Origin of the sequence: Shewanella sp. A32 (genome assembly GCF_029167175.1) — a bacterium.
Taxonomy (GTDB): Bacteria; Pseudomonadota; Gammaproteobacteria; order Enterobacterales; family Shewanellaceae; genus Shewanella; species Shewanella yunxiaonensis.
Genome location: NZ_JARFTS010000006.1, coordinates 1 through 12,087, shown reverse-complemented (window position 1 = coordinate 12,087; position 12,087 = coordinate 1). Strand labels below are relative to the sequence as shown.

Genomic DNA, 12,087 nt, shown 5'->3' with positions numbered 1-12,087 from the left:
GTGTATTGGAAAAACACACGCCTGTCTTGAGACATTGTGGCCGCCGCCCGGGCATAAAAAAGCGGACACTATGGTCCGCTTTGATGTCTGACAGTTACTGCCTGATGCAGTTTGTTACCGCTGAGGCTTAATTGCCTTTTACGTATTTGGCAGCAGAAGCTCCGGCAATGCGACCAAAGGTCACGATATCAGAGATAGCATTGCCGCCGAGGCGGTTAGCACCATGAACACCGCCAGTTGCCTCACCTGCAGCAAACAAGCCCTTGATGGTTTTACCATCTTTGTTCAGTACTTCAGCCTGAGTGTCAATCTTCAAACCACCCATGCTGTGGTGAACAGCAGGTTTTACTTCAATCGCATAATAAGGAGCAGTCGCCAATTCACGCGGCAGGTTAGGACGTTCAAACTGAGTATCTTTGCCTGATTTCACGTAGCTATTGTATGCGGCAACAGTTTTTTCAAGCTCGGCCGCAGGCATTTTCAGCTGCGCCGCCAGATCTGCCAGGGTATTGCCTTGATTAACAATGCCTAGATGAATGTAATTCTCAATTTTTTTCAGACTCTTACGTACTGAATCATCAAACACTAAGAAGGCACTTTCACCAGTTTGCTTCAGGATCGCTGCAGAAGCTTTATCGCGTGTAGTGATTTCATTGACAAACCGATCACCCTCGCGGTTGACCAGAATGGCGCCGTTACCACGTACCGCTTCAGTTACCATCACACCACCAACAGGAGACCAGGTTGGATGTGCTTGGATATATTTCAGATCGCGAGTTGCAGCACCTGCGGCCATCGCGACATCCAGACCATCGCCAGTAGCGCCTGGATGGTTAGTCGCAGCAAAGCCTTTCAGGGCCGGGTCGTACTTGGCAACGCGTTCGTTGTTCTTGGCAAATCCACCAGTGGCCATAATCACGGCTTTAGCCTTGATAACGTAATAACCGGTATATTTGCCTTCAACCAATACGCCAGTGGCATTGCCAGCAGCATCTTCCAGTATCCGCACCACTCGGCTGTTAAAACGCATATCGGCGCCACTCTTAACTGCGGCGGTATAGAGAACTTGTGCCACATGAGCACCAACACCGGCACCACCGGTTGGACGGTGAGCACGGTTAACACTGGCGCCCCCCATACGACCTACGTCACTCATATCCGCACCGAGTGAGGTCAACCAATCGATAGAATCTGAAGAATCTTCCGCCAACACTTTGACCAGTGCAGGATCGTTAACGTTATGACCACCTTTCATGGTGTCATCAATCATGATGGACACTTTATCCTGAATGCCTAACTTCGCCTGAAACTTGGTTTCCGCAGCATTCATACCACCGGCAGCCAATTTGGTATTACCACCCGCTATGGGTTCTTTTTCAAGCAAAATAACTTTAACGCCATTTTCATGCGCCGAAACAGCAGCAGCCAGACCGGCACCACCAGATCCGACAATCACCACGTCGGTTGTGTCACGAGGACCTGCGGCAATAGCCTTATCCTGGGCTTCTTTATTCACATCAACAGGAACAAATTTACGTTCCCACTTGCCACCGAATGGCATGTCGAAACCAAAGCTATGGCAGGCATCGCAGTACGCCACTGACTTCTCGTGGCCTTTATGACAAGTAGTACAAGCGATATCACCAATCAGGTGAGACTTATGAGGAGAAACCTTTAATTTCTTTTCTGCATCCTGTGCAGCCAAGTCGTTTAGTGAACCATGGCAACTAACGCACTGTTGATTTTCATGAGTAAGATTGTCATCAGTGGGGCCTTTTTGGGAAACGTGACAGGTTGTACAGTCCCCCATCTGCTGGTGAAAATCTGCCAGAACCTCTGGTGCTGCATATGCCGATCCCGCGATAAATCCAGACAATGCCAACACTAGGCTGGTTCGTTTAAATAAGACAGAGAACATAAAATGTTCCTCCAAAATGATCTTTAACGCTGTAATAATAGTCACGCCAAACAGGATTTTTTAATATTTGAACGATATATCACCATTTGGCATATCTCCCAATTAAAAAATATCATTTGGTAATTAAACGGATATTTAACTCAATCACAAAAAATTCAGCACAATAGTTTTGAAACTAAAGTTCACACACCACCATTTAATATTAATTTTCAGTTAATATTTAAAAGTGCGTTATTAATATTAAAGGATTCATGGTTTATTAATTTAAACTTAAAATTATTTAGCAAATGCTTTATGATTAAAGCAGAAAATACGCCGCACAGGAGCTGAGCAGCAGATGAGTATGACTAATCCACCTTCAGAACGCTTCTTCCGTATTCAACGGATGGCTAAAACCACGCTGCGGGCACTGCATATCCTAGGCGTTGCGGGCGCTGGTGGCGGCATCCTATTGCAGGTGCCAGATGAACAATGGCGTATTTATTGGATTATGACCATGGTATCAGGTGTATTGCTGATGGCTTGGGAGGTACTTCGTGACTGGACCTGGCTGATACAGATGAAAGGCGTATTGACTATTGCAAAATTACTCATATTGATGTGTTTCATCATACTGCCTGAATATAAACCAGCGCTGGTAACCATGATTATCTTATTATCCGTAGTGGTGACACATGGCCCTTCTTCATTAAGGCACTACTCAATTATTCATGGTAGACAAATACATGGTAAGGATGAAATTAAAGGATGACGCCTATTAAATTAATCACGACATATAATTGGGCAAATACTAAACCATTAAATAGCTTAAAAGTCCTAGATTTAGCCTGTGGTTCTGGTCGCAATGGTGCTTGGTTTGCAGAGCATGGAGCGGAAGTTACTTTCGTCGACCGTAACGCTGCGGCTTTTGACAATCTACAAACCGCCTTCCCTCATTGTCATTTTGTTCAGGCAGATTTAGAAGGAAACGCCCCTCCAGCACTGACGGTCTTTGATGTTGTGCTAGTAGTTAACTATTTACATCGACCGTTAATGAACTGGATAGCAGACCGACTTGATGAAAATGGCCTGCTGTTTTACGAAACCTTTAATAAACGACAAGCCGAATTTGGTAAACCAAGTAACCCGGATTTCCTGCTCCAGGATTTTGAGTTACTTCACACATTTGCCAAATTGCAAACATTGCATTACTTTGAGGGAAAGCTCTGTAGTGAGGGAGAGCCACAGCAAAAAGCACAACTGATTGCTGTCAATCTGGCTCAGAGCTAATGGCAACGACATTAAAGGACGCAGCACATGTTTTTTCCCTACCCGGAGCAATACCGGTTGGCGATGCCGCCGATAATCACCGCGTTAATGGTGTGCTGGTCGCTGCTGGGACACGCAATTTTTGGAGATACCAGCCAATTTGCGTTGGTGATATTGCTCCTGCTATTTCCGCTGGTGCTGGGACTACATCTCTATCTCATTTGGGATGCCGGGGGTCTGAAACGACTGGACCAAGCATTTTATGCCTTTGTGCATGGGACATTAGCGTTCGTCGTATGGACCTTTTGTATTATGCATCTGGCGGGTAATAGCTTTGCCTGATGGCTAAAGCCAGGTGTTAATCACGCCGGTACTTGCATCCTCTGACGCTCACAGGTAAATTTGCGGTCCGTTCGCAGGAGGCCTGCCAGATGAGCGATTTTACCTATAATCCACCCCGACTCCCTTGGCTTGATATTCTTTATCAGGACCGAGATATCATAGTGATCAATAAGCCTTCAGGGTTACTTTCCGTTCCTGGACGGGCAGCCGAACATTATGACAGTGTGTTTAGCCGCGTATTGCAGCTACACCCACAAGCGCAGGTGGTACATCGCCTCGATATGGCGACCTCGGGGCTTATTGTTCTGGCATTACGACGCAACGCAGAACGTGAGCTGAAACGACAGTTTCAGGATCGTGAAACACATAAAATCTACTATGCCCGTATTGCTGGCCGACTCGAACATAATGGTACGGTTGATCTGCCACTGATCTGTGACTGGCCGAACCGCCCTCGCCAAAAAGTCGATTATGAAATAGGTAAACCTTCGGTCACACATTATGAAGTGATTTCTTACGGTCAACGTTCGACTCTGGTAAAACTGACACCGATAACCGGCAGGTCGCATCAACTGCGTGTGCATATGATGTCGTTGGGGCACCCGATTCTGGGTGACGGCTTTTATGCGGATGCCGACACCAAAGCGTTAGCACCAAGGTTGCTCCTCCATGCGGCACAGCTAAGTTTTAAACACCCATATTCTGGCGAAGTCATGACATTTAATTCACCAGTGCCGTTCTGCCTGCCAATGGCTGGACAGTAGCCGTTGAATTATTTCTTTACAGGACATTTGGCATAAAATTGCGATGTTCTCTGGTAAATGAACAATAAAAAACGTAAATTTATGCTTGATAAAAAAAACTAAAGGCAAGTGATTGTGGATACATCATTTCAAAGAGACCAACTGGATAACCAAATCCTTGAGGCGCTGATGCAGGATGCACGCACGCCCTTCGCAGAACTGGCTAAACGTTTCAACGTAAGTGCCGGTACCATCCACGTTCGGGTGGAAAAGATGAAGCAGGCTGGCATTATCATTGGGGCCCAAATCACCGTAAACCCAAAAGCCTTGGGTTACGACGTGTGCTGTTTTATCGGGATTAACCTGAAGAGTGCAGGTGACTACCCTGCGGCGATTTCCAAGCTCAATGCCTTGGAAGAAGTTGTGGAAGCGTATTACACCACCGGTAATTACAGCATCTTTGTGAAGGTGATGTGCCAATCTATCGAAGCGCTGCAGCACGTGTTAATCAATCGCATACAGTCGATTGATGAAATTCAATCGACTGAAACATTAATCAGTCTGCAAAATCCGATTGTACGCGCAGTAAAACCGTAACAAACTGATCTCAAAAAACAAAAGGTCGTTAATTCGGCCTTTTGTTGTTGGCTCAATCGACCTCGAACAGCTGCGTCATTATTTTGTATAGCTCAGTGCCTTGCTGCACTGCTGCCGAGGCAAAATGTAAAATTGCTGCGCCATCTTCAGGTGCGGTCAATAACTGCTCCTGTTCATCAATCGCTAAATCCAGTCTTAACAACCGCACCAATGGCTCACCAGCCTTAACCAAAGCGCCCGGAGCTGCAAGGTATTGCACTAGTCCGGCTCTTGGTGCGTGAAATTTACGATAGTTGTGCAAATAACAACCGTAACGTTTCATTTCCAGAGGTGCAATGGCTTCGGCCACAACACCACGGCAGTGCAAGAATGCCAGAATATTCTGTGCATCCTGGTGTGCCTGCGCCATATCGATCAACTCCTGGTTCCCCAGCTCCAGCGTAAATGCGGCCACAGGCACCGCCAACTTTCGCTGTTGAGACGCCAGGTAATCGGTTAACCGCCACCAGGGACAGAAGATCGCTTCATCCATGGCTCCGCCAAAAAGATTGGGAATAAACAGGGTAAACGGAATTGAAAACTCTTTCGCAGCCTGTTGCTGATATGCCGGACAATACAGATGCTGACAAGATTTCGGCCCCGTATGCAGGTCTAGCACAATATCAGCCTCACTCGCCATCAGCTGTAACGTGTAAGCCAGCCGTTGTCCGGTCGTCACCCCCCAAGGACTTTGCAGACGCCGCTGCAGGTTAGTCTGTAGCGCCTGGCGATAGGCGCTGACCAACTCAGCGTCTGCAAGGTGATAATGTTCGCTAACCCACTGCGCCAGCGGCAACTGATTATCCAGATATTGTCGATTCCAGTTCTCACCACTGATGGGATCAAAGCGTCCGAGGGTAAATTCACCGCTTTTCTGGTTAATCCCTAGCGGATTTGCTAAAGGTACCAGCGTGACATTGCCTTTCGGTGGGTGCGCTTGCCAATAACGCAGCAACTGCAGGATAACCGCGTTACCCTGCACTTCGGCACCATGCACATTCGCCTGAATATACACGGATGGGGCTGAGGCATCAGTGCCAATAAACCGATATACCGGTACTGTCAGCGGTTGTCCCGCGGCCAGTTCACCTACCGATAACCGCTCAGGCTGCATCAGACTTGCTCGACGTTTTCAAATAGCGAACGGTGCAATGCCGCAACAACATCCGCTGCTTCTGCCTCATGCACCAATACACATAGGTTATGAGGACTGGCGCCCTGGCATATCATTCGGACATTGTGCGATGCTAACACGCCAAAGACCTGCTGACAGATACCCGCAGTAGTCGCAATACGGTTACCAATAATCGCCACCAGTGCCAATTTATCCTCAACCCGCACACGGCAGTGTTGTGATAGCTCCTGCAGCAGCGCTTCCGTCAATAATCCCTGGCCACTGGACTCAGAACCGGTTTTATCCAGTGTCAGTGATACGTTCACTTCTGAGGTAGTGATCAAATCTACCGATATCTTATGGCGCGCCAGCGTTGCAAAAGTTTCCGCCAAAAAACCTTGAGCATGCAGCATCTGCAAGCTATGCAGGTTCAACAATGTTTGATCACGTCGCAAGGCTACCGCGCGGTACACCGGTGGATTTTCCACCTGATGACGGATCCAGGTTCCCCCTTTTTCAGGTTCTTTACTGGAGCCGACGAAAACTTGAATTTGCTGTCTTACCGCAGGCAAAATTGTTGCCGGATGCAACACCTTCGCACCAAATGTTGCCATCTCAGCGGCTTCATTGAAACTGATCTCTGGGATAGGTCTGGCGTTAGGTGCTAAACGCGGATCGGTAGTATAAATACCGGCGACATCGGTCCAGATTTCAACAGCGTTAGCATCTAATGCTTCAGCCAGCAATGCGGCCGAGTAATCGCTGCCACCCCGCCCCAAGGTAGTGGTACAGTTATTTGCATCAGCACCGATAAAGCCTTGAGTCACAAGTAACTGCTCACTAAGCTGCGGCAGCAATTGCGCTTGCGCTAATTGACGGATCTCCGTAATCTGCGGTTCTGCTCTGCCGAAGTTGCTATCGGTACGCATTACCTGGCGCACATCAAACGCACTGGCCTTCGCCCCCTTTTCCCGTAATACAGCAGCAAACAATACAGATGAACACCGCTCTCCTAACGACAGCAGATCATCGATGATTGCTTTATCGGTATTTTTTAGCAACTGCTGACTCAGTACATCTACCCGAGTGAGTAGCGCGTCAACGTCGGCGGCAACATCATCATTGCGCGGTAATTTATCCACAATCGCATATTGAATGGCGGCAATTTTCTTTAGTACCGCTAACCGCTGTGGTTCAGTTACACCAGGTTGTGCTAATTCCACCAACAGATTAGTGACCCCACTAGAGGCACTCACGACAACTAAGCGGGTGGCAGGATTAGCCAGTACGATATCGGCGCAGCGTCCCATCGCAAAATAATCCGCGACAGATGTACCACCAAATTTAGCAACAACGAGAGACATTACCTTACCTCCCTAGGACAAGGAGATAACAGGAGAAATAACATTGAATTCATAATCAGCCCCGAACAAAATTCGTTCGAAGAGCCTGGTGCTGATACAAAGGCACCCTGAGAAAGGGAAAATGATCCTCACCAGAAGCTCTCCACCATAAAAAGGTGACAGTCATCAGGATTCAGCCTGAACAACCGACCAGAGGATCCGCCAGATGATCCTGTAGCCTCGGCGTTAATCTCCCTCATGAACCGTTATCGGAGATTGGCCTCCTCGAGTTCACTACCTAGTTAACGCTCCTCTTCTGTTTCCCCGCGATTAAAGCGGGGACGCCGACATTACCAACAATAGACGCACTAAGTCAACGATAATTTCTTCGCTGCCAACTTTCTGCGAAGATTAGTAAAATTCAGTCACAAAATTCAGGCAACTCTGAGACGATATGAACCCGCTGACTGAACGGCCCCATCACTTCTGTTTGTCGACTGTCCCGACACGACACCAGATAAAGGACATCTTCCTGCACATAGTAATATGCATTCTGTTGATACTTACTGGCTAATTCACTTGCTTGCTCGTGACTGACAAACAGCACCCAACTTTTCTCCATATGGCTGTGATCTGGCGCAGTACCAATGATTACCCGGTATGGCACCAATAACTGCTCAATATCGCGTTGTAAGGCACGATCTAAAAGTCGATTTTGACAGGGTTCTAACTCTTGCCCTTGCGGGTTATGTGCGGTAATGATGGCAAAGGGTAAAGCAGAGGACAATGGCTGTGTAAGAAGAAAGCAGCAATCCAGGTAGTGTTGCCAAAGTTGTTCTAATCCGTCATTCATCAATCAGTAGCCCCTGAAGTAACCGGCGCCAGTTTAACAAAAGCTGAGGCACTCACCTAGTCTCTGAAACACTGTGTCATAAAATTGATGTTACTTTACGAAATTTTGCTGACTCTCGGCTGAATACCAACAGCATTTGTTAACATTTCATTTGTTAACAAATGCACAATAAGAGTACAATGTTAATACTCATCACAAATCGGTCATGTTTGTGCTGGCCGCTGGACATAGCGGTCACGATGTCTGACCAAAGCCCTTTGTGGTGCGCTTAAGCATCCGAAGGAAAATAAACTGGATATCTATGGAAATCAGGAACTAATTTCATCTCTGGATATCTCAGTTAATACAATTCGCGTACTGGTAACAACCGTATGCCAAAATTCAACTAATCATGCAGTGCCGACAATGTAATTTGGTTTCACCAGTACTGGAATGAAGTCATCAGGATTCATAGAAAGCAATTGAACATGAGCTCCGCTCGTGGTTAGAACAATCTGATTTATTAGGTACATGATATGCAGAACCCGCACATTCTTATCGTAGAAGATGAAGCAGTTACCCGTAACACGCTGAGAAGTATTTTCGAAGCTGAAGGATACGTTGTTACTGAAGCCAATGATGGCGCAGAAATGCACAAAGCCTTACAGGATAACAAGATTAACTTGGTCGTTATGGATATCAACCTGCCCGGTAAAAATGGGTTATTGCTCGCACGGGAACTGCGTGAAATCAATAATATCGGTTTGATTTTCCTCACTGGCCGTGACAACGAAGTGGATAAAATCCTGGGGTTGGAAATCGGTGCAGATGATTACATCACCAAACCATTCAATCCACGAGAATTAACCATTCGCGCGCGTAACCTGTTGACACGTGTTACCACAGCGGGCACTGAGCCGGAAGAAAAATCTGCGGTTGATAGCTATAACTTCAATGGCTGGAGTTTGGACATTAACAGCCGTTCGCTGGTCAGCCCAGAGGGTGAATCTTATAAGCTGCCGCGTAGCGAATTTCGTGCCATGCTCCACTTTGTGGAAAACCCTGGCAAAATTCTGACTCGTGCAGAACTGCTGATGAAAATGACAGGACGTGAACTGAAACAACACGACCGTACTGTGGACGTAACTATCCGCCGCATCCGTAAGCACTTTGAAAGCCATCAGGATACTCCGGAAATCATCGCTACTATCCATGGGGAAGGTTATCGTTTCTGTGGTCATCTGGAAGCTTAATTGTTCCATCTGAACTAGATTTTTATGAAGCCAGCGATTAGCTGGCTTTTTTATCAATTATTTTTGTCATAAAAAAACCCGCCAAATGGCGGGTTTTTTCTTCACTAAGCAAGCTTATTTAGCAGCTTTTTTAGCTTTGGTTTCAGCAATAACTTTTTCTGCAACGTTGGCAGGACATGCAGCGTAGTGTGAGAACTCCATAGAGAACTGACCACGACCTGAAGTCATTGTACGCAGAGTACCGATATAACCGAACATTTCAGCCAATGGCACGTCAGCCTTAACGCGTACGCCAGTCAGGCCAGCTTCCTGATCCTTGATCATGCCGCGACGACGGTTCAGGTCACCAATCACATCACCGACGTTAGCGTCTGGAGTGAACACGTCAACCTTCATGATAGGTTCCAGCAGCTGTGGACCCGCTTTTGGCATAGTCTGACGGAACGCAGCCTTCGCAGCAATTTCAAACGCGATAGCTGATGAGTCAACTGCGTGGTAAGCACCATCAATCAGTTCAACTTCTACGTCCAGTACAGGGAAGCCTGCTAGAGGGCCTTCTTTCATCATAGATTCGAAACCAGATTCAACAGCTGGCCAGAATTCACGAGGTACGTTACCGCCCACTACTGAAGACACAAACTTGAAGCCAGTGTTGGCTTCACCTGGTTTGATGCGGTAATCAATCTTACCGTACTGACCAGAACCACCAGACTGTTTCTTGTGAGTGTAGCTATCTTCAACGGCTTTAGTGATAGTTTCACGATAAGCCACCTGTGGCGCACCTACGCTCAGTTCAACACCGTGAGTACGTTTCAGAATGTCGACTTTGATGTCCAGGTGCAATTCACCCATCCCTTTCAGGATGGTGTCGCCAGTTTCCTGGTCAGTTTCCACCTGGAATGATGGATCTTCAGCAACCATTTTACCCAGTGCGATACCCAGTTTCTCAGAAGCACCTTTGTCCTTCGGAGTTACCGCAATAGAGATCACTGGATCTGGGAAGATCATAGGTTCCAGAGTACATTCGTGCTTAGGATCACACAGAGTATGACCGGTCTGAACGTTCTTCATACCTACTACAGCGATAATGTCACCGGCCTGAGCAGAATCGATTTCGCTCCGGTCGTTAGCATGCATCATCACCATACGGCCGATACGTTCGGTCTTGCCGGTAGCGCTGTTCAGGATGGTGTCGCCTTTCTTCATCACACCTGAATAGATGCGAACGAAGGTCAAGGCACCAAAACGGTCATCCATGATCTTGAATGCCAAAGCGCGCAGTGGTTCATCCACAGAAACAGTGGCAACTTCGCCAGTTTCTTCACCAGTTTCTGGGTCAGTCAATGGCTGAGGCACAACTTCAGTTGGAGAAGGCAGATAATCAACTACCGCGTCCAACAACAGCTGCATACCTTTATTCTTGAATGCAGAACCACAGAATGTGGGGAAGAACGACAGATTGATTGTACCTTTACGGATACAACGCTTGATATCGTCGATAGAAGGTTCTTCACCTTCCATGTAAGCTTCCATCAGATCATCATCCTGCTCAACGGCAGTTTCGATCATCTGTTCACGGTACTCTTCAACCAGATCAACCATGTCAGCAGGCACGTCTGTCACAGTGTAGTTTTCTGGCAGACCTGAATCATCCCATACATAGGCTTTGCGGGTCAGTACGTCTACCACACCAGTGAATTCGTCTTCACGACCGATAGGCAGAGTCATTACCAATGGAGTAGCCGCCAGTACACGTTTGATCTGACCAACTACACGCAGGAAGTCTGCACCCATACGGTCCAGTTTGTTTACGAAGATCAGACGAGCAACTTCTGATTCGTTAGCATAACGCCAGTTGGTTTCGGACTGAGGTTCTACACCGCCGCTACCGCAGAATACGCCAACACCACCGTCCAATACTTTCAGAGAACGATAAACTTCAACAGTGAAGTCAACGTGCCCAGGAGTGTCGATGATGTTAAAACGGTGGTCTTTCCAGAAGCAGGTGGTCGCAGCTGACTGAATGGTAATACCACGTTCAGCTTCCTGCTCCATGAAGTCCATGGTTGAAGCGCCATCATGTACTTCACCTATTTTATGGATCTTACCAGTGAGTTTCAGGATACGCTCGGTGGTGGTAGTCTTGCCCGCGTCAACGTGAGCGAAAATACCAATGTTTCTGTATTTCGATAAGTCAGTCATGATTCAACTTCATTATGAGTTAGTGAATAGGAGACGGAGTATGCCACTTCGTTGCTGCGACAGACGGAACCCCATAAATTAAGGCGCGTATTATAACACCGAAATCCCTGTATCCTGCAATGAGGAGTTTCAAATTTCGCCAGCACCTTCAAGAGTAACCCTTTGTTTACACAGATTGCTTTAAATATATATTTAAATTCAATTGGTTACATTTAAAACGAAGACACAGAAATACGGATGTCCTTACGGCCAAATCTTATATTCGCGCAAATAATAGAAACTTTTGTGACATTTTATGTTAAAAGCGCTGTAATCAGGACTAACAGATGCTCACTAAACAGAATCCTGTCACATCATCAACACCGAGTTCCATCATCAGTAAAAAACCACCTTCTGAAGAAGGTGGCTTTGTGATTACCCCCTAAAAGGGGGCCTTCTATACTAGAGCAAGCTCAG

The 12,087-nt window shown here is 47.0% G+C and carries 11 protein-coding genes and 1 riboswitch; of the genes, 6 read left to right on the top strand and 5 right to left on the bottom strand.

Annotation, left to right across the window (positions count from 1 at the left end):
• Nucleotides 1-127 precede the first annotated feature (127 nt).
• Entirely contained in the window at nucleotides 128-1,918 is a 1,791-nt protein-coding gene (locus tag PY479_RS06505; protein WP_212594295.1) for a flavocytochrome c, read from the bottom strand.
• Between the two features lie 337 nt (nucleotides 1,919-2,255).
• Here PY479_RS06505 and PY479_RS06500 point away from each other — a divergent pair, with 337 nt between their 5' ends.
• From PY479_RS06500 to asnC, 5 genes are all read left to right on the top strand, one after another.
• On the top strand, nucleotides 2,256-2,669 hold the full coding sequence (locus tag PY479_RS06500) for a hypothetical protein (protein WP_275483246.1): 414 nt from the start codon (nucleotides 2,256-2,258) through the stop codon (nucleotides 2,667-2,669).
• Nucleotides 2,666-3,187 carry a class I SAM-dependent methyltransferase gene (locus PY479_RS06495; protein WP_212594296.1) on the top strand — a complete coding sequence of 174 codons (522 nt, stop codon included), beginning with the start codon at nucleotides 2,666-2,668 and terminating at the stop codon, nucleotides 3,185-3,187. The genes PY479_RS06500 and PY479_RS06495 overlap by 4 nt, the downstream gene beginning before the upstream one ends.
• Before the next feature lie 27 nt (nucleotides 3,188-3,214).
• Entirely contained in the window at nucleotides 3,215-3,508 is a 294-nt protein-coding gene (locus PY479_RS06490; protein WP_212594297.1) for a hypothetical protein, read from the top strand.
• 89 nt (nucleotides 3,509-3,597) lie between these two features.
• Nucleotides 3,598-4,272: a bifunctional tRNA pseudouridine(32) synthase/23S rRNA pseudouridine(746) synthase RluA gene (gene rluA / locus PY479_RS06485; RefSeq protein ID WP_212594298.1), complete on the top strand. Its 675-nt coding sequence runs from the start codon at nucleotides 3,598-3,600 to the stop codon at nucleotides 4,270-4,272.
• Nucleotides 4,273-4,386: 114 nt separating this feature from the next.
• The gene (gene asnC / locus PY479_RS06480; RefSeq protein ID WP_212594299.1) at nucleotides 4,387-4,848 is read left to right on the top strand and encodes a transcriptional regulator AsnC; all 462 of its coding nucleotides are present in this window, start codon (nucleotides 4,387-4,389) and stop codon (nucleotides 4,846-4,848) included.
• 52 nt (nucleotides 4,849-4,900) lie between these two features.
• On the opposite strand, the gene PY479_RS06475 is transcribed toward asnC, so the two are convergent.
• The 3 genes from PY479_RS06475 to PY479_RS06465 form a co-directional block, all read right to left on the bottom strand.
• Nucleotides 4,901-6,001 (bottom strand): succinylglutamate desuccinylase/aspartoacylase family protein, encoded by a 1,101-nt coding sequence (locus tag PY479_RS06475; RefSeq protein WP_275483245.1) that lies wholly within the window; start codon nucleotides 5,999-6,001, stop codon nucleotides 4,901-4,903.
• Nucleotides 6,001-7,365, bottom strand: a complete 1,365-nt coding sequence (gene lysC / locus PY479_RS06470; protein WP_212594301.1) for a lysine-sensitive aspartokinase 3 — start codon at nucleotides 7,363-7,365, stop codon at nucleotides 6,001-6,003. The genes PY479_RS06475 and lysC overlap by 1 nt, the downstream gene beginning before the upstream one ends.
• Before the next feature lie 127 nt (nucleotides 7,366-7,492).
• Nucleotides 7,493-7,668: riboswitch (Lysine riboswitch) on the bottom strand.
• Nucleotides 7,669-7,765: 97 nt separating this feature from the next.
• Nucleotides 7,766-8,197, bottom strand: a complete 432-nt coding sequence (locus PY479_RS06465) for a DUF3293 domain-containing protein (protein ID WP_275483244.1) — start codon at nucleotides 8,195-8,197, stop codon at nucleotides 7,766-7,768.
• A 515-nt stretch (nucleotides 8,198-8,712) separates the two neighbouring features.
• Between PY479_RS06465 and arcA the strand changes: the two genes are divergently transcribed.
• Nucleotides 8,713-9,429, top strand: a complete 717-nt coding sequence (gene arcA, locus PY479_RS06460) for a two-component system response regulator ArcA (protein WP_212594303.1) — start codon at nucleotides 8,713-8,715, stop codon at nucleotides 9,427-9,429.
• 114 nt (nucleotides 9,430-9,543) lie between these two features.
• Here arcA and fusA read toward each other — a convergent pair whose 3' ends face one another.
• Complete coding sequence (gene fusA, locus PY479_RS06455) at nucleotides 9,544-11,631, bottom strand: elongation factor G (RefSeq protein ID WP_212594304.1); 2,088 nt, start codon at nucleotides 11,629-11,631, stop codon at nucleotides 9,544-9,546.
• Nucleotides 11,632-12,087: the final 456 nt, after the last annotated feature.

Excerpts from the sequence above, each read along its gene's own strand:
- PY479_RS06505 (WP_212594295.1), bottom strand. The coding sequence starts at position 1,918 with ATGTTCTCTGTCTTATTTAAACGAACCAGCCTAGTGTTGGCATTGTCT.
- PY479_RS06500 (WP_275483246.1), top strand. The coding sequence starts at position 2,256 with ATGAGTATGACTAATCCACCTTCAGAACGCTTCTTCCGTATTCAACGG.
- PY479_RS06495 (WP_212594296.1), top strand. The coding sequence starts at position 2,666 with ATGACGCCTATTAAATTAATCACGACATATAATTGGGCAAATACTAAA.
- PY479_RS06490 (WP_212594297.1), top strand. The coding sequence starts at position 3,215 with ATGTTTTTTCCCTACCCGGAGCAATACCGGTTGGCGATGCCGCCGATA.
- rluA (WP_212594298.1), top strand. The coding sequence starts at position 3,598 with ATGAGCGATTTTACCTATAATCCACCCCGACTCCCTTGGCTTGATATT.
- PY479_RS06475 (WP_275483245.1), bottom strand. The coding sequence starts at position 6,001 with ATGCAGCCTGAGCGGTTATCGGTAGGTGAACTGGCCGCGGGACAACCG.
- lysC (WP_212594301.1), bottom strand. The coding sequence starts at position 7,365 with ATGTCTCTCGTTGTTGCTAAATTTGGTGGTACATCTGTCGCGGATTAT.
- PY479_RS06465 (WP_275483244.1), bottom strand. The coding sequence starts at position 8,197 with ATGAATGACGGATTAGAACAACTTTGGCAACACTACCTGGATTGCTGC.
- arcA (WP_212594303.1), top strand. The coding sequence starts at position 8,713 with ATGCAGAACCCGCACATTCTTATCGTAGAAGATGAAGCAGTTACCCGT.
- fusA (WP_212594304.1), bottom strand. The coding sequence starts at position 11,631 with ATGACTGACTTATCGAAATACAGAAACATTGGTATTTTCGCTCACGTT.